Annotated in this window: 16 protein-coding genes and 2 tRNA genes; 2 read left to right on the forward strand and 16 right to left on the reverse strand. The window is 71.8% G+C overall.

The features are described 5' to 3' along the window. The 14 genes from AC3X7Z_RS01410 to AC3X7Z_RS01475 all read right to left on the reverse strand — a co-directional run bounded on the left by AC3X7Z_RS01410 (position 1) and on the right by AC3X7Z_RS01475 (position 20833). Entirely contained in the window at positions 1-6336 is a 6336-nt protein-coding gene (locus tag AC3X7Z_RS01410; protein WP_489974758.1) for a ThuA domain-containing protein, read from the reverse strand. A 168-nt stretch (positions 6337-6504) separates the two neighbouring features. Beyond that, positions 6505-7665 (reverse strand): xylose isomerase, encoded by a 1161-nt coding sequence (xylA, locus tag AC3X7Z_RS01415; RefSeq protein ID WP_186340881.1) that lies wholly within the window; start codon positions 7663-7665, stop codon positions 6505-6507. After that, positions 7662-8855 (reverse strand): Gfo/Idh/MocA family protein, encoded by a 1194-nt coding sequence (locus AC3X7Z_RS01420; protein ID WP_489974759.1) that lies wholly within the window; start codon positions 8853-8855, stop codon positions 7662-7664. The genes xylA and AC3X7Z_RS01420 overlap by 4 nt, the downstream gene beginning before the upstream one ends. Before the next feature lie 163 nt (positions 8856-9018). Beyond that, the gene (locus tag AC3X7Z_RS01425; protein WP_489974760.1) at positions 9019-10098 is read right to left on the reverse strand and encodes a substrate-binding domain-containing protein; all 1080 of its coding nucleotides are present in this window, start codon (positions 10096-10098) and stop codon (positions 9019-9021) included. A gap of 140 nt (positions 10099-10238) precedes the next feature. Beyond that, the gene (locus AC3X7Z_RS01430; protein ID WP_489974761.1) at positions 10239-11315 is read right to left on the reverse strand and encodes an ABC transporter permease; all 1077 of its coding nucleotides are present in this window, start codon (positions 11313-11315) and stop codon (positions 10239-10241) included. Further along, positions 11312-12823, reverse strand: a complete 1512-nt coding sequence (locus AC3X7Z_RS01435; protein ID WP_489974762.1) for a sugar ABC transporter ATP-binding protein — start codon at positions 12821-12823, stop codon at positions 11312-11314. Before AC3X7Z_RS01435 ends, AC3X7Z_RS01430 begins: the two co-directional genes overlap by 4 nt. Further along, positions 12820-14124: an ROK family transcriptional regulator gene (locus AC3X7Z_RS01440; RefSeq protein WP_489974763.1), complete on the reverse strand. Its 1305-nt coding sequence runs from the start codon at positions 14122-14124 to the stop codon at positions 12820-12822. The genes AC3X7Z_RS01435 and AC3X7Z_RS01440 overlap by 4 nt, the downstream gene beginning before the upstream one ends. Before the next feature lie 70 nt (positions 14125-14194). After that, positions 14195-15634 (reverse strand): xylulokinase, encoded by a 1440-nt coding sequence (xylB, locus tag AC3X7Z_RS01445; RefSeq protein WP_489974764.1) that lies wholly within the window; start codon positions 15632-15634, stop codon positions 14195-14197. A 99-nt stretch (positions 15635-15733) separates the two neighbouring features. After that, a tRNA-Glu gene (locus tag AC3X7Z_RS01450) sits at positions 15734-15806 on the reverse strand. Between the two features lie 89 nt (positions 15807-15895). Continuing rightward, positions 15896-15967 (reverse strand) — tRNA-Gln (locus AC3X7Z_RS01455). 85 nt (positions 15968-16052) lie between these two features. Next, positions 16053-17060, reverse strand: coding sequence for a CPBP family intramembrane glutamic endopeptidase (locus AC3X7Z_RS01460; protein ID WP_489974765.1), 1008 nt, complete (start codon positions 17058-17060; stop codon positions 16053-16055). Between the two features lie 4 nt (positions 17061-17064). Then, on the reverse strand, positions 17065-18534 hold the full coding sequence (gltX, locus tag AC3X7Z_RS01465) for a glutamate--tRNA ligase (protein ID WP_186340875.1): 1470 nt from the start codon (positions 18532-18534) through the stop codon (positions 17065-17067). A gap of 25 nt (positions 18535-18559) precedes the next feature. Next, on the reverse strand, positions 18560-19372 hold the full coding sequence (locus AC3X7Z_RS01470) for a fumarylacetoacetate hydrolase family protein (RefSeq protein WP_186340874.1): 813 nt from the start codon (positions 19370-19372) through the stop codon (positions 18560-18562). A gap of 99 nt (positions 19373-19471) precedes the next feature. Beyond that, a complete protein-coding gene (locus tag AC3X7Z_RS01475) occupies positions 19472-20833 on the reverse strand; it encodes a pyridoxal phosphate-dependent decarboxylase family protein (RefSeq protein WP_489974766.1) in 1362 nt (453 codons plus the stop codon). Between the two features lie 83 nt (positions 20834-20916). On the opposite strand from AC3X7Z_RS01475, the gene AC3X7Z_RS01480 reads away from it, so the two are divergent. Continuing rightward, entirely contained in the window at positions 20917-21786 is an 870-nt protein-coding gene (locus AC3X7Z_RS01480; RefSeq protein ID WP_489974767.1) for a 3-methyladenine DNA glycosylase, read from the forward strand. Positions 21787-21796: 10 nt separating this feature from the next. Here AC3X7Z_RS01480 and AC3X7Z_RS01485 read toward each other — a convergent pair whose 3' ends face one another. After that, positions 21797-22231: a hypothetical protein gene (locus tag AC3X7Z_RS01485; protein ID WP_489974768.1), complete on the reverse strand. Its 435-nt coding sequence runs from the start codon at positions 22229-22231 to the stop codon at positions 21797-21799. Positions 22232-22239: 8 nt separating this feature from the next. After that, positions 22240-22881, reverse strand: coding sequence for a sulfotransferase family 2 domain-containing protein (locus AC3X7Z_RS01490; protein WP_186340870.1), 642 nt, complete (start codon positions 22879-22881; stop codon positions 22240-22242). 90 nt (positions 22882-22971) lie between these two features. Here AC3X7Z_RS01490 and AC3X7Z_RS01495 point away from each other — a divergent pair, with 90 nt between their 5' ends. Next, on the forward strand, positions 22972-23580 hold the full coding sequence (locus AC3X7Z_RS01495) for a pentapeptide repeat-containing protein (RefSeq protein WP_489974769.1): 609 nt from the start codon (positions 22972-22974) through the stop codon (positions 23578-23580). Positions 23581-23657 lie beyond the last annotated feature (77 nt).

Raw genomic sequence — 23657 nt, forward strand, 5'->3', positions numbered from 1 at the left:
CTACAGCTGCGACTTCAGCGTGCGCGACAGGCGCTTGAGAGCGAGCCTCACCTCCTTGTCCTTCACCCGCGATGCGAGCCTCTCGAACCGCTTGAGGGACTTCAGGGCCTTGCCCACCTGGTTGCGCTTGTCAGCGCGCTCGGCGGCCTTCAGCTCCTGCTTCAGCCTCACCGCGAGCTTCGGGCCGACGACGCCCTCCTCGGCGAGGCGCTCGACGAGCTTCTTGCCCGCCTTGAAGGACACGACGACCTTGAAGGTGATCGTCTGCACGGTCTGGTTGCCGGCCGCGTCGTAGGCGGTGACCTTCAACCGGTGCTTGCCCGGCCGCAGCGACATGGCGTCGATGCGAGCCGGTCCGGTGACGGCCTTGCCGTCGAGACGGACGACCTGCTCGGCGGCCCCGGACGTGGCGTCCGTGACCGTGATCCGAGCCGTGCGGACCGCCGAGACGTCGAGCTTGGCGCCGTCGGCGATGCCGGCGACGGCCAGGGTGGGCGCCGTGCCGTCCTTCTTGATGGTGGTCGTCTCCACGGCCGAGGTCTTCCCGGCCGCGTCGGTCGCCCTGGCCTGGACCAGGGTCACGCCGTCGTCGGACACCGTGATCGGCGCGGTGTACGCCGTCCACGGACCGTTGCCGATGCGGTACTCCACGCTCAGCTTCCCCTCGCCGCCGGCACCCGCGAGGGTGACGGTGACCGGCGAGGTGAACCAGTTGCTGCGACCGTTGGCTGCGGCCGGCGACGTGGTGAGCGTGACGGTCGGCTTCGGGCCGGGCTCCGGGTCGGGACCCGGGTCCGCCTCCGGTACCACGACCGTGAACTCGCCGGTCGTCTCGTTGCCGGCTGCGTCGGTCGCCGTGTAGGCCACCGTGTGCTCACCCGGCTCGGTGATCTCGAACGGACCCTCGTAGTCGGTCTCGGCTCCACCGTCCACGGTGTAGGTGAACGAGGTGACCTCGACGTCGTCCGTGGCGTCGAGCACCACGGTGCCCGCTCCGGTCAGCTCCAGGTCGACGCAACCGATGATCGCGCCGTCCCGGTGCAGGGCCAGGATGCCGCCCTCGATGCGCGGCGCCCACGGGACCGTGGCCGTCGCGAACGACGTGCCGTCAGCGGCGGGCTTGATCCTCGGGTCGCCCGAGCCGGCGGTCCAACCCGGGTTGGTCGGCCACAGCTCGTTGGGCGGCGTGCCGGCCCCGTCGGGGTCGTCACGGTAGTGACCCTCGAAGCCACCGCACGTCGTGCCGACGTGCAGGTGCGACTCGTAGCCCTCCTGGGGGTCGAGACCCTCGAGCGACAGCTCGATGGTCGTGGTGTAGCCGTTGCCCTCGGCCGCCGAGACCATGGTGGCCTCGCCGGTGATGCCGGTGCTGGCCTGGTCGACCAGCTCCCCGGCGTAGGAGCCGAGGACCGTGGCAGCGACCTCCGGATCGGTGGTGTCGACCGGCGGCTCCCCGCCGGGCTCGCACGTGGCGTCCTCGCCCAGGGTGAACCAGTCGAAGGTGGCCGTGATGCCGGCACCCGCGGTCTGGTTGGCCGCCGACAGCAGGCCGATCCGCGGTTCGTCGATGCCGGTGAGGTCGTAGCCCTCCGACATGTCGGTCCACGTCTCGCCGTCGGTGCTGTAGCTGCCGAGCACCTCCTCACCGTCGGTGCTGGTCAGGCGTAGCCACACGGTGGTCGGGAAGTCCGCCCCGAGCCCTGGCGTGTTGGTCTCGACTGCTGCTGCGTCGGTCTCCTTCGCGGTCTGGACGATGTTCTGCGCGGCGTTGGCACCGTTGGTGCTGCGGCCCTGGAAGACGTGCTTGATGTAGTTGTCGTCGTCTCCGTAGATCAGCAGGCCCGCGGACTGATAGGCCTGGTTGATGGGTGCGGTGACCTTGGTGGTGGCCACGAACGGGCCGTCGGGGAGGTCGGTGAGGACCAGGTCCCGCGCGGTGTTCGTGGTCTGGTAGAGGTCGGTCGCCTCCATCGGGATCGTGAGCGCACCACCCGACACCGTCAGGTTGCCGCTCGGTCGGACCGTCGACCAGTCCGAGGTGAGCGTCGAGCCGTTGAACTCCTCCACGAAGCACCCGTTGTTGCACGGCTCGGCCGTGTCGTCGGGGGTGAGGGTGAAGTGGTCGAACTTCGCGGTGAGGTTGTCCGCCGCGCCGGCCGCCGTCGCACCGAGGGCCAGCAGGCCCACCTTGGGCGCGGTGATGCCGCTCAGGTCGCGCGGCGCCGCCGGCGTCCCGTTGCTCGTGGCGAGCGGCACCCAGGTGTCGCCGTCACTGCTGTAGGAGGCGGTGACGGAGCTGCCGTCGGTGCTCGACATCCGCAGCCACACGGTGTCGGGGAAGTCCGCGCCCAGGTTGGCGGAGTTGGACTCCGTCGCCGTGCCGTTGGCCTCCTTCGCGAACTGGATGACGTTGGCCGCCTTGCTGCCCGCCGCGGCCGTCGAGCGGCCCGAGTAGACGAGCTTCAGGTAGTTGTCGTCGTTGCCGTAGACGATCAGACCGGCCTGCTGGTAGCCCTTGGTCGCGTTGAGCGTGACCTGGGTCGTGGCCTCGAACGCCCCGCCCGGCAGGTCCTGGAGGACGATGTTGGGCGTGGTGTTGGTGGTCTGGTAGAGATCGGAGTTGGTCAACGGGATGTTGAGCGTCCCGTCGGCGACCGTCAGCGACTGGTTGACCCGCACGCTGCGGTTCCACCGGTCGGTGTCGAGCTCGTTGCCCAGGAAGTCGTCCGAACGCCCGCTGAAGCAGGTGTCCGACGGTCTCCTCACCGTGATCTCCGTCGTGCTGGTGGCCTCGGCCCCCCGCGCGTCGGTGGCGGTCAGCGAGACGACGTACCTGCCCGGCGTGGTGTAGGTGTGGCTCGGGTCGGCCTGGGTGGAGGTCGCGCCGTCGCCGAAGTCCCACGCGTAGGTGACGGGGGTGTTCCCGTCGGGGTCGGTCACCGTGCTGTCGAACGACACCGGCAGGGGCGCCTCACCGCTGGTGGTGCTGGCGGTGAACGCCACCGTCGGCGGCTGGTTGTCGGTGATACCGCGGCCGTTGAACTGCAGCCAGTTGACGTTGGCCCCACCGGTCGTGGCGACGAAGTACAGCGGCTGGCTGGTCGTCGTCGCGTTGGTGAAGGTCGTCGTCACGGTCTGGTAGGTCTGCGCGCCACCGGTGTTCGGCACCGTCAGCGTGCCGATCGCGGTGCCCGTCGCCGATCCCTGGCGCACCTCGAACGTCGCGCCTGCCGTGGTCGACGCGGCCCGCATCGAGACGCCGGTGATCCCGGTCAGGTTCATCACGTCCCAGCGGAACCAGTCGCCGGTCTCGACGCCGGTCACGTTCTGGCCGCCGCCGCTGTCGGTGGTGGCCTGCGTGGTCACTCCGGGCGAGCCGGCGGTGTTGTCACCGGTGCGGCCGGTGGAGTCGTAGAACTCCGCCTCCTTCTTCTTGGTGTGCAGCACGATGCCGTCGACGCTGGTCAGCGCCCCGGCGGCGCCGCTGCCCTTGTCGGTGTAGGTGGCCTTGATGGTGCCGAAGATGTTGGCACCGGTATGGCCGGCGTCCCCGGGCAGTGCCAGGGTGCCGGAGCACCCCCTGTACTGCTCGTAGTCGTGGGAGTGCTGGTCGTGGCCCAGGCCCGGCTGCACGACGACGTCGTCGCAGTCGATGGTGCCGTCCTCGGGATCGGTGACGACGACCTCGTAGGCCACGTAGTCGCCGAACTCGAAGAAGCCGCCGTCCTTGGGCAGCACCAGCTCGACGGTCGGGGCCGTGTTGCCGGCCGTGATGTCGATGTTGGTCGTGCCGCTGCGACCGTCGACGTCGGTCACCGTCAGCCGGGCGGTGTAGTTGCCCGCCGTGCTGTAGGTGAAGCTCGCCGTCGGGGTGGTCGCGTCGGTGGAGCCGTCGCCGGTGAAGTCCCACGCGTAGGTGAGGCCTGTGTTGTCACCGGTGTCCGGGTCGAAGGACCCGGTGCCGTCGAACTCGACGGTGAGCGGCGCCGGACCGGAGGTCCGGTCGGTCGTCGCCCGGGCCACGGGGGCGCGGTTGCCCTCGACGTAGTCGATGCGGTAGACGCCCGAGTCGGTGTTGTTGCCGTTGAACCCGCTGCCCCACTCGATCATGTAGAGGGCGCCGTCGGGGCCGAACTGCAGGGCGTGCGGGCGCTGCATGGGCAGGTTGGACAGGAACCGGTTGATGTCGGTGTAGTTGGTCCCGGCCTGGTTCATCTGCACGGTGAACAGGCGGTTGTTGTTCCAGTCGGCCCAGATCGCCTTGCTGTCGAAGTACTCCGGCCACTTGCGGTCGGAGACCAGGTCGGGGTCGTAGTCGTAGGTGCCCGACGTCATCGGCGCACCGCTGGCGCCGATCTCCGGGGTCCCGGTGATCGTGCCGTTGTTGCTCTGCCAGATCACCGCCGGCTTCGCGGGCGGCAGGTTGGTCAGGCCCGTGTTGTTGGGCGAGTCGTTGACCGGGGCGGCGCAGTCGAACGTCGCGCCGGCGGTGCTGTTGGCGAAGTTGTAGTCGTTGTAGGGGGTGTTGTTGCCCACGCAGTAGGGCCAGCCGTAGTTGCCGGGCTCGTCGAGGATGTTCCACTCCACGCGACCGTTGGGTCCGCGGGTCGCACTGGTCGAGCCGGCGTCGGGACCGTAGTCGGCGACCAGGATGTTGTTGTTCTGCTCGTCCAGGCCGATGCGGAACGGGTTGCGGAAGCCCATCGCGTAGATCTCGGGGCGGGTCTTCTGCTGGGTGTCGGCGGCCTCGTCGAAGAGGTTGCCGGCGGGGACGGTGTAGCCACCCTCAGCCTTCGGCCTGATGCGCAGCACCTTGCCGTTGAGGCTGTTGGTGTTGCCCGAGGTGCGCTGGGCGTCCCAGGCGGCGCGGTTGGGCCGCTCGTCGATCGGGGTGTAGCCGCCGGAGTCGAACGGGTTGGTGTTGTCACCGGTGGCGAGGTAGAGGTTGCCGTCGTTGTCGAACTCCATCGACCCGCCCGCGTGGCAGCACTCGTTGCGCTGCGTCGGGACGTCGAGGATCGTCGTCGCCGTGCCGAGCTGGAGCGTGTCGCCCGCCATCGTGAAGCGCGAGATCCGGTCGATCGACTCCGAGCCGTTCGGCGAGTAGTAGAGGTAGACCCAGTTGTTGGTCGCGAAGTCGGGGTCGAGGGCGATGCCCAGCAGGCCGAACTCCTGGCCCGTGTAGACCGGGACGGTGCCCGCGGTCAGCACGCTGCCGTCCTCCTTGATGATGCGCACGGCGCCGTTGCGGTCGATGTAGAACACCCGGCCGTCGTCGGCGATGGCGAGCTCCATCGGGTTGGAGGTGTTCTCGTCGAGCGCGACCTTCTCGAAGCTCGGCGTCAGCGTCGCCTTGCAGTCGGCGTCGAGGGCGCCGGCAGCGGTCTGGATGCCGCCGAGGACGTGCTCGAGGAACTTCGCGTCGGTGAAGGCCGCCGCGGTGTGGCCCATGCCGGTGTACCAGCTGCGGCCGCCGTCGTAGTCCTGGCACCACGCGATCGGGTGCTCGGCACCCATCGAGCCGTTGCCGGGCGTGTAGGTGGTCTCGTCGACCGACGCCAGCACGTGCAGCTTGGTGCGGGGGTTGGCGGCGGGGTTGGTGCGGAAGTTGTACCACTCGTCGTTGCGCGTCCAGCGGCGCTCGAGCGTCCTGGTGGACGGGTGGGCGGGGTCCTCGACCTTGACGGTCGCCTGCGGCGTGCCCGGCGGGTGGTTGTTGAAGTAGGCCCCGACCAGCTGGCCGTACCAGGGCCAGTCGTACTCGGTGTCGGAGGCCGCGTGGATGCCCGCGTAGCCGCCGCCGGCCTGGATGTAGCGCTCGAACGCGGCCTGCTCGGCCGGGTTGAGCACGTCACCGGTGGTGGACAGGAAGATGACGACCTCGTAGTTCGCGAGGTTGGCGTCGTTGAACGCGCTGGCGTCCTCGGTGGCCGTCACGGTGAAGTTGTTGGAGGCGGCGAGCGCCTGGATCGCGGTCGTCGCCGCTCCGATGTTGTCGTGGCGGAACGCCGCGGTCCTGGAGAACAGCAGCGCGTCGAACGACTCGTCGGCCGCAGCCGCCGCGGAGGCGTCCGCGTCGGCGGTCCACGGGACCGCCTCACCGAGGGTGCTCTCCTGCGCGGGGGTCAGGTCGGCCTTCTTCGTGGCCTTCTTCGTGGCCTTGTTCGCCTTCTCGGCGGGGGCGGACGCACGATCAGGTGCCGCGTCGGGCACCGCCGCACTCGCCGTGGAAGCCAGGCCGATCGTCGCACCGAGTGGTAGCGAGACGATCAGGGCCATGGTGGAGCCGACTGCGGCACGGGAGTGCTTCTGCAGTCGCGTGATGAGTCTGTTCATCACGATCCCTTCTGTGGTGACGGATGTGCGCTCCATCGGTTCCGGGGCGGGTCCCCGGGCGTTCGGCCCCTGTCATGCGGTGTCGTGCGGGTCAGTCGGGTCGTGCCGGTCGTGCGTCCGAGATGGTGTGCCCGGCGGGTTCGGCGCCCGCCGGGCCACGGTGTCGGGTCAGCGCACCCCCATCAGGTGCTCGAGGGCGAGTTGGTCGAGGGCCTCCATCCCGACGCTGCGCGTGGCGAGACCCTCCACGTCATACGACGCCGCGCGGAGGTCGGCGAGCGACTCCCCCTCGCCGAGGGTCGGGGTGCGCAGCGTCTCGACCTCGGAGGCCGCGAGGGCGGCCTGGACGTCCGGGTCGGCCCGGAACGCCTGCACCCGGTCGCGGAGGATGAGGTAGTTGCGCATGCACCCGCGCGCGGACTCCCACACCCCGTCCTCGGCCTCGGCCCGCGGGGGCTTGAAGTCGAAGTGGACGTAGCCGTCGTAGGCCTTGCCCGTCCCGGCGCCCAGCAGCGCGTCGACGGCCCAGAACGCGCCCCGCAGGTTGCCCGCGCCGAAGCGCAGGTCCTGGTCGAAGCGGGGGCCGTGCTGGCCGTTGAGGTCGACGTGGAACAGCTTGTCGTGCCACAGCGCCTGGCTGATGCCCTGGGCGAAGTTGAGCCCGGCCATCTCCTCGTGGCCCACCTCGGGGTTGAGACCGACCATCTCCGACTGGTCGAGCTCGGCGATGAGCGCCAGCGCGTGACCGATCGTCGGCAGCAGGATGTCGCCGCGCGGCTCGTTGGGCTTGGGCTCGAGGGCGAAGCGGATGTCGTAGCCCTGCTCCTTGACGTAGGCGCACAGCAGGTTGAGCGACTCGGCGTAGCGGTCGAGCGCCGCCTGCACGTCCTTGGCCGCACCGTGCTCGGCGCCCTCGCGGCCGCCCCAGAGCACGAAGGTCTTCGCGCCCAGCGACGCGGCCAGGTCGACGTTGCGCAGCACCTTGGCGAGGGCGTAGCGACGCACCTCGCGGTTGTTGGCGGTGAGCGCGCCCTCCTTGAACACCGGGTGCCCGAAGAGGTTGGTGGTCACCATCTCGACGGCGAGGCCGGTGTCGCCCAGCGCCTTCTCGAAGCGCTCCAGCACGGAGTCGCGGGCGTCGTCGTCGGGGACGAGGTCGTCGTCGTGGAACGTCACGGCGGCCGCGCCGAGCTCGGCGAGCTTGTAGGTCGCGTCCACCGGGTCGAGGAGGGCGCGGGAGCTGGGACCGAACACGTCGGTGCCCTGCCAGCCCACCGTCCAGAGGCCGAACGAGAACTTGTCCTCAGGGGTCGGGGTGTAGTCGGTCATGCGGGGATCTCCTGCCACGAGTCGTTGTCAGAGCTGGTCTCGACCGCGGCCAGGACGCGTTGCACCTGGAGTCCGTCGGCAAAGGATGGGGAGGGGTCGGTGCCGGCCGCGATGTCGCGGACCAGGTCGACCGCCTGGTGCACGAAGCCGTGCTCGTAGCCGATGACGTGGCCGGGTGGCCACCACGCACCGACGTAGGGGTGCTCGGCCTCGGTCACGAGGATGCGGCGGAAGCCCGCGGTGCGGGAGTCTTCGGTGCCGTCGAAGAAGTGCAGGACGTTCATGTCCTCGAAGTCGAAGGCGAGGCTGCCGTCGGAGCCGTTGATCTCGATGCGGATCGCGTTCTTGCGACCCGACGCGAAGCGGGTCGCCTCGAACACGCCCATCGCTCCCCCGCGGAAGTCGGCGAGGAAGGTGGCGGCGTCGTCGACGGTCACCTTGCCGGTGCCGGAGCCGGCCGTGCCGGACAGACCGGCGTGCTCGCTGGGCAGGGGGCGCTCGTCGACGAAGGTGCGCAGCCGGCCGGCGACCCGGGCGATGGTGTCGCCGGTGATGTACTGCGTCATGTCGACGATGTGCGCGCCGATGTCACCCAGGGCGCCCGAGCCTGCCTTGTCCTTCTCCAGGCGCCACGACAGCGGCGCCTGCGGGTCGACGATCCAGTCCTGGAGGTACTGGGCACGCACGTGGTGCAGGGTGCCGAGGCGGCCGTCGGCGACGAGCTGGCGGGCCAGCGCGATGGCGGGCACGCGGCGGTAGGTGAAGCCGACCATCGCGCGTACGCCGTCGGCGGCGGCGCGCTCGGCGGCCCGGGTCATCGCCTCGGCCTCCTCGACGCTGTTGGCGAGCGGCTTCTCGCACAGCACGTGCTTGCCGGCCTCGAGGGCCGCGATGACGATCTCGGCGTGGGTGTGGCCCGGCGTGCAGACGTCGACGAGGTCGATGTCGTCACGCGCGACCAGCGCCTGCCACGACGCCTCGGTGGACTCCCACCCGAGCCGCTCGGCGGCGGCCGCGACGCCCTGGGGGTCACGGCCGGCCACGGCCCGCATGCGGGGCCGGAGCGGGAGGTCGAAGAAGCGGGGCGCGGTGCGCCAGGCGTGCGAGTGCGCAGCGCCCATGAAGGCGTACCCGACCATGCCGACCGACAGGTCGCTCCGGTCGTCGGGGACGTCGGAAGTGGTGGTCATCGGACCTCCTCGTGTGGGGGGCTGGAGCGGGGCGTCGTGGCATGCGGAGGGGGCGTGCGGAGGCATGCCTGGTAGCGCCCCTGTCGCCGGACGGGTGCCGGCGCGGGTCGTGAGCGGGGGTGGAGCCGCGGCGGCTCCGGGTCGGGAGCCGCCGCGGGACCGATCAGGACTCGAAGGCCGAGTCGAGGTACTGGTCGACGTTGTCGGCGGTGACGACCGGCGCGTAGAGCTGCACCGTGCGGGGCACCTGGACCTCGACGAGGTCGCTCATCGCCTTGTCCTGCAGCAGCAGGCGGGCGAGCTTGACGCCGTCGGCTCCCTGGGTGGACGGGTAGATGACGGTCGCCTTGAGCACGCCGTCGCCCTCCTGGATGGCGCGCATCGCGTTGGCCGAGCCGGCGCCGCCGATCATCGCGAACTCGTCGCGGCCGGCGTTCTCGATCGCCGCCAGCACGCCGACGCCCTGGTCGTCGTCGTGGTTCCACAGGTAGTCGATCTTCGGCTCGGCCTGCAGCAGGTTGGCCGCGACCTCCTCGCCGCTCTCGACGGTGAACTCGGCGGCCTGGCGGGCGTCGACGTCGAGACCGCACTCGGACAGCGCGTCCTCGAAGCCCTGGCTGCGGTCCTGGGTCAGGGGCAGCGAGTCGATGCCGGCAATCTCGGCGACGACGACGTCCTTGTCGCCGCCTGCCTGCTCGCAGACGTACTGACCGGCCGAGACGCCCATGCCGTAGTTGTCACCGAGCACGGTGACGCGCGCGGCGTTGGGGTCGTCGAACTCACGGTCGACGTTGACGACCGGGATGCCGGCCTCCATCGCCTTGAGAGCGATCGGCGTCATCGCCGCGCCGTCGAACGGCAGCAGCACGATGGCGTCGACCTTGTCGTTGATGAAGGTCTCGACCTGGCTGATCTGCAGGTTGACGTCGTTGGTGCCCTCCGCGATCTGGAGGTCGACGTCGGGGTACTGCTCCTGCAGGTCGCGGACGTTGTTGGTGATGGCGGCCATCCAGCCGTGGTCCGCGGCGGGCGCCGAGAAGCCGATGGTGACCTGGTCGCCCTCCTCGTCGTTGCTGCCGGCGGCCGCGGCGGGGGCGCTGTCCGAGCTGCCGTTGTCGTCGTCGTTGGCCGCATCCTCGGCACTGCCGGTGCAGGCGACGAGGGACAGGACGGCGACCGCGCCGACCACGAGGCCGGGGTAGCGGCGGCTCTGCTGCCGTCGGAGGGGGGTGCGCAGTCGCATGGGTGGTGCTCCTTGTGTTGTCTCGATGGGTGCGGTGGTGCGGCCGACGCTGCGTGACGTGCCGGCGTGGTGGTGCGGGGTGGTGGTGAGGGGTGGTGGTGCGGTGGTGCGGGGGTGTTCGAGTCGGGAGGGCCCGATCGCTAGGTCGAGGTCGCGTTGCGGGCCAGGCGCTGCTGGAGCAGCACGGCGACCACGATGATCAGGCCCTTGGCGACCGCCTGGGTCGAGGTGTCCTGGTTGTTGAGGGTGAACACGTTGCTGAGGGTGGCGAAGATCAGCACCCCGACGACGGTGCCGACGATCGTGCCGCGGCCGCCCGTGAGCAGCGTGCCGCCGATGACGACCGCGGCGATCGCGTCGAGCTCCCACAGGGTGCCGTGGGTGGAGCTGCCCGTGGTGGTGCGGCTGACCAGCATCAGGGCGGCGAGCCCGCAGCACAGGCCGACGAGGACGTAGAGCATCACGGTGTGGCGGTTGACGTTGATGCCGGCCAGGCGGGCGGCCTCGGGGTTGCCGCCGACGGCGAGCGTGCGCCGGCCGAACGTCGTGCGGTTGAACAGCACCCAGCCGGCGATCGCGACCAGCGCGAAGATGATGACGAGGAGCGGCACGCCGAGGACGTCGGCGGAGAAGAAGTCCTTGAACCCGTCGACCGTGACGATCTGCGTGCGCCGCTCGGAGATGATCTCGGCCAGGCCACGGGCGGCGGCGAGCATCGCCAGCGTCGTGATGAACGGGACCACCTTGCCGTAGGCGATGATGATCCCGTTGACCAGACCGGCTCCCGCTCCCACGGCCAGCGCGGCGAACACCATGACCAGCCAGTGGGTGTCCTCGGCCATCGTCTGGGTGGCGAACGTCGTCGCCCAGACCGAGCACAGCGCCGCGATGGCGCCGACGGAGAGGTCGATGCCGCCACCGGTGATGACGAAGGTCATCCCGATGCTGACCACGCCGATCGTGGAGGCGAAGCGCAGGATCGTGAGGGTGTTGTCGACGCTCGCGAACCGGTCGCCCGCGGTGATGATCCCGGCCGCACAGATCAGGAGCAGGGCGACCACGAGGCCGAGGTTGCGCCCGAACGGGCCGCTCATCAGCCCTCCGCCGCTGTCGCGCTCGCTCTCGGCGGCGGCGCGCTCCACCGTGACCGTGTCGGTCGAGGGCGTGACGGTGTTCTCCACCGTGCCCCCGTCCCGGTTCGTGCTCTGCTCGCTCATGCGACCTTTCCTTCCATGACCAGGTCCAGGACGCGGGACTCGTCGATCTCGCCCGCCGGACCTTCGTGAACGACACGGCCCTCGCGGACCACGAGGACCCGGTCCGCGAGCCCGAGCACCTCCTCGACCTCGCTGGACACGACCACGACGGCGACGCCGGAGTCGGCCAGCGAGCGGACGAGGGCGTAGATCTCGGCGCGAGCGCCGACGTCCACCCCTCGGGTCGGCTCGTCCAGGAGCAGCACGCGGCACTCGCGCAGTAGCCACCTGGCCAGGACGACCTTCTGCTGGTTGCCGCCCGACAGGAGGCGCACGAGGCGATCGACCCCTGCCGGACGGACGTCCAGGGACTCCGCCACCTCGGCGGAGCTCGTGCGCTCGGCACGCCGGTCGAGCAGCCCGAACCGGCTGAATCGTCGGAGCGTGGAGACGGTGATGTTGCTGTAGACGGCCTGGTCGAGGAGCAGCCCCTGGCTCTTGCGCTCCTCCGGAGCCAGACCGACTCCGGCCTTCACCGCGGCGGGCACCGACCCGCGGCGCAGCTCGCGTCCCGCCACCCGCACCGTGCCGGCCGAGGGCCGGCGCGCGCCGTAGAGGGTCTCGAGGATCTCCGAACGCCCCGCGCCCACGAGCCCTGCGAGACCGACGATCTCGCCCGCGTGCACCGTGAGGTCCACCCCGGTGAAGACACCCGGCAGCGCCAGGCCGGTGACCTCGAGGACCGGCTCGCCGGTGGGGGCGACGGCCTCGCCGCGCGGCGGGAACACGTACTCGATCGAACGGCCGGTCATCAGCTTGATCAGCTCGCTCGTCGGCGTCTGGTCGACGGCGAGGCCGGTGGCGACGCTGCTGCCGTCCTTGAGGACGGTGATCCGGTCGCCGATCTGGCGGATCTCCTCGAGGCGGTGGGAGATGTAGACGACGGCGACGCCCTCGGAGGTGAGGTCGCGGATCACGCGGAACAGGTTGTTGACCTCGCCCTGGTCGAGGACGGCGGACGGCTCGTCGAGCACCAGCAGCCGGGTGTCCTGGGAGAGCGCGCGGGCCATGCTGACGATCTGCTGGGCCGCAGGGGAGAGCCGGCCGACCGAGCGGGTGGCCGGGATCTCGCTGTGCCCGAGCCGGGCAAGCAGCTCGCGGGTGCGCCGGAGCGTCTCGGCGCGCTGGCTGAAGCCGGCCGTGCTGAGCTCGTGGCCGAGGAAGATGTTCTCCGCGACGGTGAGGTCGGGCACCAGGTCGAGCTCCTGGTAGATGGTGGAGATGCCGAGGCCCATCGCCGCCTGGGGCGTCGGCAGCGTGACCGGCGCGCCCTCCCACAGGATCTCGCCCTCGTCGGGCTGGTAGCTCGCGGACAGGATCTTGATCAGCGTGGACTTGCCGGCGCCGTTCTGACCGAGCAGGCAGTGCACCTCGCCGGCGCGCACCTCGAGCTCGACGCCACCGAGCGCGAGCACGCCGGGGAACCGCTTGACGATGCCGCGCATGGCCAGCAGCGGGGTGTCGTTCATGACATCACCTCCAGGGTGGGGACCACCCGAGGCACCAGGGTCGGGTCGTCGTAGACGTGGTCGATGGCGACGGCGGCGGCCCCGTGCACCGCTGCGGAGAAGCCGAGGGCCGAGAGGGCGATGCGGGTGCCGCCGGCGTCGGGGGCGAGCACACCCGCGGCGAGCTCGGCCTCGGCCTCGGCGCGGAACCACTCGCCGATCTCGCCGAGGTAGCCCGAGAGCACGATCATGCCGGGGTTGAGCACGTTGGTGAGCAACGCGGCGCCGATGCCGACCCAGTGGCCGATCTCGCGCAGCGCGGTCAGGGTCTGCTCGTCACCGGCGGCGGCGCGGCGGCCGATCTCCTCGACCTTGCCCTCCAGGTCGAGGATCGGCGAGCGCAGCAGGTCGTCGTCGTCGCCGGCGGCGAGGTCGATGAGGTGGCTGAGGCCGATGACGGTCTCCCAGCAGCCGGTGCGACCGCACCCGCAGCGGTTGCCGTCGCGGTCGACCACCATGTGCCCGAACTCCCCGGCGTAGCCGCGCCGGCCGGCGAACGGCCGCCCGTCGGCGATGATCCCGCCGCCGATGCCGACCTCGCCGTGGACGACGAGGATGTCGCGCCGGTCGGGCTCACCGGGGGTGGCCTCGGCGACGGCAGCGAGGTTGGCCTCGTTGTCGACCTTGATCAGGTAGTCGGGGTCGCCGAGCGCGGCGCGCAGCAGGCTGGCGAGCCCGACGTCCTGCCAGCCGAGGTTGGCCGCGACCGAGACGGTGCCGGCGTCGTGGTCGACGAGGCCCGCGACGCCGACGACCGCCGAGACGGGCACGGCGCCGAGGGCGGCCAGGTCGTCGAGCGTGGCGTGCAGCAGCTCGCCGAGCCGGTCGACGACCGCCGCGGGCTCGAGCCCGCGGGTGTCCATCGAGGTGCGGTGCTCGCTCACGACGGTGCCGGCGAGGTCGACCGCGCGGGTCGAGACGTGGTGGACGTTGATCTCCGCGCCGACGCCGTAGGCGCCCGCACCGTCGATCTCGACGATCGTGCCGGGCCGGCCGACGGCGCCGCGCTCGGCGCTGCCCTCGCGGACCAGGCCACGCTCGAGGAGCTCGGTCACCAGGCTCGAGACCGTCGCCTTGTTGAGGCCGAGGTCGGCGGCGAGGCGGGCGCGGCTGCGGCCGCCGTCCTCGCGGAGGCTGCGCAGGACCAGCGACAGGTTCGCGCGGCGGACGGTGCCCTGGTCGGCACCTCCCGAGCCGGTCGACGACCAGCCGTCTCGCACCTGCGACATCGCGCCCTCGATCTGCTGTGTGACTGGCGTCACCAGTTAGTTTGGTGGACCGCCAAACTAAGTCGTGACGATGGTCACGTCAAGGGGGCTCGTCGCAAGATCTTCAGGTGGTCCGGTCCAGGTGTCGCGAGCGGCCCTCGGCGTAGCGCGCGCGCACCTGCGGAGCCGGGTCGGCGGCGTAGCGCCGGGTGCCCTCACGCACCCATTCCGGGGCGGTGTCGGCGCCGGTGAGCGCCCAGACCGCCTGCCGGGCGGCGCCGTCGGCGACGTACTCCCCCGGCGGGGGAACGTCGACCGGCACGCCCAGCACCTCGGCGGCGACCGTGCGCACGGCCTCGGACGCGGCCGCACCGCCGACGAGCAGCACCCGCGACGGAGCGACCCCGGTGGCGGCCACCGCGTCGAGGCCGTCGGCGAGGCTGCAGACCAGGCCCTCCACCGTCGCGCGGGCGAAGGCCGGCCGGGTGGCCGTGGCGAGGGTGAGGCCGTGCAGCGACCCCGTCGCGTCGGGAAGGTTGGGGGTGCGCTCGCCCTCCAGGTAGGGCACCAGCACCAGTCCCCCGGCGCCCGCCGGGGCCTCCATCGCCAGGCTCGAGAAGGTCTCGTGGTCGACGTCGAGCAGGCGCGCGGCGGCGTCGAGCACGCGGGCGCCGTTGAGGGTCGCGACCAGCGGGAGGAACAGCCCCGTGGCGTCGGCGAAGCCCGCGACCGACCCGGTGGGGTCGACGGCCGGGGCGCTGGTGACGGCCGTGACGACTCCGGACGTGCCGATCGAGACGACCACGTCGCCCTCGCCCGCACCCAGGCCCAGGGCCGCGGCCGCGTTGTCGCCGGCACCGGCGCCGAGGACGGTGCCGGCGCGGACGACGGTGCCGGCCGACCGCGCCGCGACCTCGCCGGGCGCGACCACCCGCGGCAGGTGCGGCACGGCGCCGAAGGCGCGCTCGAGCAGGTCGGGGCGGTAGTGCCCGGTCGCCGCCGACCAGTAGCCGGTGCCGCTGGCGTCGCTCCGGTCGGTCGTGAGGTCGACCAGCTCGCCGCTGCCCGAGAGCTTCCAGGTCAGCCAGTCGTGGGGCAGGCACACCGCTGCCGTGCGCCGCGCGTTGTCCGGCTCGTGCTCGGCGAGCCAGCGCAGCTTGGTCACGGTGAACGAGGCCACCGGGACGACGCCGACCGCCTCGGCCCAGGCCCGTCCGCCCTCCTCGAGCCCGCCCAGCTCGTCGACGAGGTCGCGGGCGGCCCCGGCCGAGCGGGTGTCGTTCCACAGCAGCGCGGGGCGCACGACCGCGCCGTCCTCGTCGAGGCAGACCATGCCGTGCTGCTGGCCGCCGACGCTGACGGCGGCCACGTCGTCGAGCCCGCCGGCCTCGGCGACGGCGGCCTGCAGGGCGGCCCACCAGTGGTCGGGGTGGACCTCGGTGCCGTCGGGATGGCTCGCGCGCCCCTGGCGCACCAGGGCGCCCGTCTCGGCGTCGCGGACGACGACCTTGCAGGACTGGGTGGAGGAGTCGATGCCGGCGACCAGCCGGGGCCCGTCAGTCATGGCCGCGGATGCTAGCCCACGGCCTCCGCGCGACCCCGGCGCGACGACTCGCCCCGACGACGAAGGGCCCGGTCTGGCGACCGGGCCCTTCGGGTGCCGTACCCCCGACCGGATTCGAACCGGCGCTACCGCCTTGAGAGGGCGGCGTGCTAGGCCGCTACACAACGGGGGCTTGCAGATGTTGCTCCGAGGAGCAACGGAGCTGAACTCTAGCGGGGCCGGAGTGACGCTCCAAATCCGGGCCCGAGGGCCTGGATCTTGCTGGGGTACTAGGACTCGAACCTAGAACAACTGAACCAGAATCAGCCGTGTTGCCAATTACACCATACCCCATGGGGGTATCGGATCGCTGTCCGACCACCCACGTGGTCCGGGCGTGGAATCCCTCGTGGAACGCCTCCCGAACCGACCCCGAACATTACATGCGGGGTGGCGGCGGGGCCAAAACGGGGTCGCGCTGCCCGGGCGGCAACGCCGCTCCCCCGACGGGCGGTCCGACGTCGGCCAGCCCTATCGCCTTCGCCACCCACGAGGCGAGGAAGAGGTAGACCAGCGACTGGGTCATGGTGGAGAGGATGGTCCACCAGCTGCTGCCGCCCTCGGCGTTGAGCGCCGTGGTCAGGTCGCCGAACGCGAGCGCCAGCCCGAAGGCCAGGAAGTTGTTGAGCACGTGCATGGCGATGGGCGCCTCGAGGCCGCCGGTGCGGATGACGAGGATGCCGGCGACGACACCGAAGGCGAAGCGGTCGAAGAACACCGGCCAGTCCTGGGACAGGCCGTGGAAGAGCGCGAAGATCAGGGCAGGCCCGAGCACCGCCAGCGCCTGCGAGACGCGCCTGCCCCACACGAGCGAGCCGAACGCCTGGGTGAGGTAGCCGCGGAACAGGTACTCCTCCCCGGCCGCCTGCAGCGGGGTCAGGAGCAGGATCACGATGATGAAGTCGCGGGTCTGCGTGGTGAAGTCGTTGACGGTCCCGGCCGGCACGTCCCCGACCGAGATCGGCAGCAGCATCGCGACGCCGAGCGACGCCATCAGGGCCACCAGCGACAGGCCCAGGCACACCAGCAGGTAGCCCCATCGCAGTCGGGGCGCGACCGAGGAGACCCACCGCGGCTTGAGCCGGTGGAGCCACCAGGTGACCAGGAACGTCAGCGGGATCGCCGCAGCGATGATCGCGTTGAGCAGCGCCAGCCCGGCGGGCGTCGCCTCCTGCGTCACGTCGAGCAGCGCGGCGGCCTCCTCCGCGGTGTCGCCGGTCGCGAGGAGCAGCACGAGGGCGAGGGCCCCGGCGGCCAGCGGCACCACGCCGAAGACGAGCACCAGCAGGAGCAGGCCGCCCACGACCGAGCGCCACGCGCCGGGGCGCCCGACCCGGTGCAGCTCGTGGTAGCGCGGCCGGAAGTCGGGCGACAGCGATCGGGCCACGACGTCAGGCCAGGGCCGACTGCAGCCGCGCCAGGCTGCGGTCGCGGCCGAGCAGCTCCATCGACTCGAACAGCGGCGGGCTCACCCGCCGGCCGGTCACGGCCACCCGGACAGGACCGAAGGCCACGCGCGGCTTGAGCTCCATGCCCTCGATCAGCGCCACCCGCAGCGCCTCCTCGATGGCCGCGGTCGACCACGTCTCGACGCCGACCAGGGCGTCGTACGCTGCCTGGACGACGCCGCGGCCGGTCTCGTCGAGCACCTTCGCGACGTCGTCGGCGTCGCGCTCGAACGCTGCCTCGTCGACGAAGAGGAAGCCGAGCATCGGCGCGGCCTCGGTGAGCTTGTTGATCCGCTCGGCGACCAGCGGCATCGCCAGCTCGAGCAGCTGGGCGTCGGCATCGGCGACGGGGTCGCCGACGACGCCCGCCGACTTGAGGAAGGGCAGCGCCCGGTGGGTGATCTCGTCGATCGGCAGCAGCCGCATCTGCGAGGTGTTGATCGCCTCGGCCTTCTTGAGGTCGAAGCGGGCCGGGTTGGGGTTGACGTCCTTGATGTCGAACGCCTCGACCATCTCGGCCATCGAGAACACGTCGCGGTCGGCCGCGATCGACCAGCCCAGCAGGGCCAGGTAGTTGAGCAGGCCCTCGGGCAGGAAGCCCTGCTCGCGGTAGGCCAGGGCGTGTGCCTCGGGGTCGCGCTTGGAGAGCTTCTTGTTGCCCTGGCCCATCACGTACGGCAGGTGGCCGTAGGCCGGGACCTGCTCGGCGATGCCGAGCTCCACCAGCGCCTCGAACAGCGCGAGCTGGCGCGGCGTGCTGGAGAGCAGGTCCTCGCCGCGCAGGACGTGGGTGATCTGCATCAGGGCGTCGTCGACGGGGTTGACCAGCGTGTAGAGCGGGTCGCCGTTGGCACGCGAGAGCGCGAAGTCGGGCACGTTCTCGGTCGCGAAGGTGATCTCGCCGCGCACCAGGTCGTCCCAGCCGATGGAGCCGTCGGGCATCCGGAACCGGACGACGGGGCGGCGCCCCTCGGCCTCGAACGCGGCGCGCTGCTCGTCGGTGAGGTCGCGGCAGAACCCGTCGTAGCCCTGCATCTTCGAGCCCGACGCCTTGCGGCGGGCGTCGACCTCCTCGGTCGTGCAGAAGCAGTCGTAGGTGTAGGACGACTCGCGCAGCCGGGCGAGGACGTCGCGGTAGACGTCGCCGCGCTCGCTCTGCAGGTAGGGCCCGTGGGGTCCGCCGACCTCGATGCCCTCGTCCCAGTCGAGGCCGAGCCAGCGCCACAGCTCGAGGATGGCGTCGTAGGACTCCTGCGTGCTCCGCTCGCGGTCGGTGTCCTCCATCCGGAAGACGATCTGCCCTCCGTGGTGGCGCGCGAAGGCCCAGTTGAACAGGGCCGTGCGGACCAGGCCGACGTGCGGCGAGCCCGTGGGCGAGGGACAGAAGCGGACGCGGACGGGGCTGCTGCTCATGGGGATGGCTCTCTCGTGTGGCCGGTCAGCTGCGCCGGGCGACGGGGTTGGTCAGGGCGCCGATGCCGGCGATCGAGATCTCCACCTCGTCGCCGACCTGCATGGGGCCGACACCCTCGGGGGTCCCGGTCAGGATCACGTCGCCGGGCAGCAGCGTCATGACGGACGAGACGTGCGCGACGAGGGTCGGCACGTCGAAGATCATGTCGGCCGTCGAGCCGTCCTGGACGACGTCGCCGTTGAGGTGCGTCTGCACCGCGCGGCCGTCGATGAACGCCTGCGGGTCGAGGTCGGTCTCGATCCACGGGCCGATCGGGCAGAAGGAGTCGAAGCCCTTGGCCCGGGTGAACTGCACGTCGGAGCGCTGGAGGTCGCGTGCGGTGACGTCGTTGGCGATCGTGTAGCCGAAGATCACGTCGGTCGCCTGCTCGGCGGGCACGTCGCGGCAGATGCGGCCGATCACCACGGCCAGCTCGCCCTCGTACTGCAGGTTGCTGGTCTGCGTCGGGTAGAAGATCGGGTCGCCCGGGCCGACCACCGTGGTGTTGGGCTTGAGGAACATCAGCGGCTCGGCCGGGAGGTCGTTGCCCAGCTCGGCGGCGTGGGCGGCGTAGTTGCGGCCGATGCCGACGACCTTGCTGCGCGGGATGATCGGCGCGAGGAGCCGTACGTCGGCGAGACGGTGCTGCTCGTCGAGGGGCTTGACCCCGGCGTAGAGCGGGTCGCCCGCGAGGGCCACCACCACGGAGTCCTCGTCGGGCTGGCCGAACTCGTCGACCTCCCCGGTGACGACCCCGAACCGCGGCTCCTCGCCCGTGCTGAACCGACAGATGCGCATGGGTCGAGGCTATCCAACCGCGGTCTGCCCGGCCCACGTCGGGCGGCTCCCGCGGTCGGTCCGGCTGCTGCCCCGGCTGCTACCCCGGCTGCTGCCCGGCTACTGCCCGGCCGCGCGGTGCAGTGCGGCCAGGGTCGCCGCGACGTCCTCGACGGTCGTCGACCAGTTGCTCACGCTGACCCGCAGCACCGCGCGGCCGTGCCAGGTCGACCCGGTGGTCCACGCCGTCCCCTCCGCGAGCATCGCCTCGACCACGGCGCGGGTGCGGTCGTCGTCGCCGAACGTGGCGCAGACCTGGGTGAAGTCCACGTCGTTGAGCACCGCGGCGCCCTCGATGGCGGCGATCCCCTCGGCGAACGCCTCCGCGTGGTCGCAGAAGCCGTCGACCAGGTCGGCCACGCCGTCGCGTCCCAGCGCCCGGAGCACCGCCCACACCGGGAACGCCCGGCCCCGGCGGCTGATCTCCGGCACCTTGTCGAACGGCTCCCCCGTCGCGTCGTGGACCAGGTAGTCGCCGTGCATGCCCATCGCCGCCCGCAGCGCGGCCCGGTCGCGGACGATCGCCAGCCCGCAGTCGTAGGGGACGTTGAGGGTCTTGTGGGCGTCGGTGGCCCAGGAGTCGGCACGATCGGCGCCCGCCAGGAGGTGGCGCCGGCGCGGCGACGCGCCCGCGAAGAGCCCGAACGCGCCGTCGACGTGGACCCACGCCCCGGCGTCGTGGGCAGCGGTGACCGTGGCGTCGAAGGGGTCGAACGCCCCGGAGTGGACGTTGCCGGCCTGCAGGCACACCACGGTCGGGCGCCCGTCGCCCGCGTCCAGCGCGCTGGCGAGCGCCGCGGGCTCGATGCGCCCCTGGTCGTCGACCGCGACCGCCTCGGGCGCACCGAGGCCGAGGTAGCGCAGGGCCAGGTCGATCGTGTCGTGCCGCTCGGCGCCGACGAGGACGCGGACGCCGGGCGACGCGGCGAGCCCGCGCTCGGCGACGTCCCAGTCGGCGCGCCGCAGCACCTCGTCGCGCGCTGCGGCGAGGCAGGTGAAGTTGGCCATCGTGCCGCCGGTGACGAAGCCGACCGCGCTGCCGGCGGGGAGGCCGAGCAGGTCGAGCACCCACGCCTCGGCCACGTCCTCGACGGCCGAGTGCGCGGGAGTGAGCAGCCGCAGGCCGGCGTTCTGGTCCCACGCGCTGACCAGCCAGTCCACGGCCAGGGCGGCCGGGTGGGTGCCGCCGATGACGAACCCGAAGAAGCGCCCGCCCGGCATCGCCGTCAGCCCGGGGTCGCAGGCGCGGGCCAGCTCGTCGACCACCGCGACCGGGTCGGTGGGACCGTCGGGGAGCTGCGGGTCGAGCCGGCCGAGCACCTCTTCGGCGCCCAGCCGCGGCGGCACCGGGCGGTCGGCGAGCGAGGTGAGCCACTCGACCGCGTGCTCGTGGGCACGGTCGAGACCGGCGGTGCGGTCCATCCCGGCAGTGTCCCCCCGGCGCCACCCCACGTCGAGAGCCCTCGAAGCGGCCGGCACGGGGTTGCGGCACTAGCCTCGGTTCGGTGCACGTGCTGTCTGCCGCCGAGTGGCGCCCCCTCGCCGAGGCGCACGCCGCCCGGGTCGACGACCTCGTCGCGCCGCACCTCGCGCGTCGTGCCGGCCAGGTCCGGCATCCGGTGCACGACTTCCTGTTCACCTACTACTCCCAGCGGCCCGCCCAGCTGCGGCGCTGGCACCCCGGCCACGGCGTCGCGCTGGAGGACGCGACGGAGCACGCCGGCCTGAAGGGCTACGGGGGCGACCCGGTCGCCGTCACCGAGGCGTACGTCGCCTCCCAGCGCCCGCTGCTCGACCAGCTGCACACCCTGCTGGCCGCGACCGCCGCCCGGGCCCCGCAGCTGGGCTGCTTCGGGCTGCACGAGTGGGCGATGGTGCACCGCGCCGACCGGGTCCCCGGCGGCACCCGCCACGACCGGCCGCTGCGGCTCGGGCAGGAGGGCACCGACGCGGTCGTCGAGTCGCACCGCATCGCCTGCTCCCACTTCGACGCCTATCGCTTCTTCACCCCCAGCGCGCGCCCGCTCAACCAGCTGCGGCCGGGCCGCGACGACCGCCCCGCCTTCGAGCAGCCGGGCTGCCTGCACGCCGGGATGGACCTCTACAAGCACGCCTTCCGGCTCACGCCGATGATCCCCAGCGAGCTGGTCGCCGACTGCTTCGAGCTCGCGCGCGACATCCGGGTGCTCGACATGCGCGCGGCGCCCTACGACCTGACCGACCTGGGCTACTCCCCCGTCAGGATCGAGACCGCCGAGGGCAAGCGCGAGTACGTCGAGGCGCAGCGCGCGTTCGCCGAGCGCGGCGCGCCGCTGCGCGCGCGACTCCTCGCGGAGTGCGAGCGGCTCCTGGCGCTCGTGCCCGAGCCGGTCTGACCCGCGCCCCTCACGTCGTCGGGGCGACGGTGAGGTCGACGACCTCGAGGTCGGGATCGGCCGGCGGCTCGTCGAGGTCGACGCAGGCCCACGCGGTGATGTCGCCGTGGTGGTTGGACGTCCGCACGCACGGGCGTTCGGGCGCCTCGGCGCGCACCTCGACCACCACGCCGGACGACGACGTGAACCGCTCGCCGGCGAGCTCGACCGACTCACCCGGCGCGAGCTCGAGGGGCTCGGCCCGACCCGCGGTGAGCACGGTCTGGTACTGCAGCCACTCCATCCGGCTCCGGTCGTCGTACATCGGCCGGGTGCGGTCGAAGCGGGAGTCCACCTCGAGCACGACCGGGACGAGGGCGGCGAAGAGCGCGGCGATCGCGAGCAGGCCGGCGGCCGCAGGGCCGAACCGGCGGGTGCGAGCGGTCGGCGACGTCTGGCTGGTCATCCTCGCCCTCAGAACTCGTAGCCGAAGGCCTCGATGGTGTCGGCGAACACCGTCGCCACGCGCTCCCTCGAGGCAGGGGTGTAGAGCTCGCGGTAGTGCCCGGCCGGCCGGGCGTTGCCCTTGGCCCGCGGCAGGTCGGGCTCGCCGGGCAGCCCGAGGTGCTCCCAGACCTCGCGCAGCTCGGCGTCGAGGCGCTCGTAGCGCAGGACCCGGTCGAGCGCCATCTTGCCGCGGATGCGGTAGAGCCGGCGGTTGTTGGCCAGCTGCTCGATCCAGACCTCCCGCACGTAGGTCTCGAAGTCGGGCAGCTCGGGACGGTCCTTGTACTTCCAGAAGTAGAGCGAGACCACGGCGTCCCACGGGTTGCGCTCGATCGCGAAGGTGAAGTAGTCGTCGAACACCTCGGCGCCGACGAGGTCGCGGGTGGCCTTGGCGCCCATGTGGTTGTAGGCCTTGCGCGGCAGGGGCGGGGACTGGAAGTTCTGCGGTGCACGACCGCCGGCCGCCTGGCGCAGCTTCTCGTCCTCGGGGCTGATCTCGGTGATGATGTCGTCGGGACCACACACCTTCGACAACGCGATCTCCACGCTCGTCCCCGCCGTCTTGCGGGTCTTGAGGAAGATGAAGCGGTGCTGGTGGGACGCGATCACGGGCACGACCTTATCCGTCGGGCCCATCCGTCGGGCCCGTCCGTCGGGCCATCCGTCGAGTCGGACCGACCCCACGGCTACGGTGGCGCCGTGACCGAGCCGAGGACAGCCACCGGGACCCATCTGCGCGGTGAGGACTGGTACGGCGAGGACCTCGGCGCGGCCCGCTTCGTCGAGTGCACCTTCACCGACGTGGACCTCTCCGAGGCGACGTCGTCGGGTGCCACGTTCGAGCGGTGCACCTTCCACGGCACCCGGTTCAACGACTCGGTGCACACCGCGACGGCGTTCGTCGGCTGCGACTTCCGCCGCGCGTCGTTCTTCGGCGCGACGCTCGACGGGTGCAAGCTCGTCGGGTCGGTCTTCTCCGAGTGCACGATGCGCCCCCTCACGGTCCTCGGCGGGTCGTGGCTCGGGGTGACGATCCGCGGCACCAACCTCTCCCGCCTCGACCTGACCGGCGTCGACCTGCGCGAGGCCGACCTGTCCCAGTCGGACCTCACCCTCACCGTGCTCGCCCGCGCCCGCCTCGACCGCGCCGTGCTCCGACAGGCCAAGCTCGACCGCACCGACCTCCGCGGCGCCGCCCTCGACGGCGTCGACCTGGCCGCCGCCGACCTCCGGCGTACGCGCCTCGACCTCGCGGGCGCCGTCCTCCTCGCCGAGCTCCACGGCGCGGACGTCGACGGCTCCCCCTGACCGCTCAACCCGCCCCCTCCCCGCTAGGACACCCGGATCCGGGCCGTTGAGCGGGGATCTCCCCGCTCGAGCACCGC

The organism is Nocardioides sp. Z24_21 (assembly GCF_058134345.1).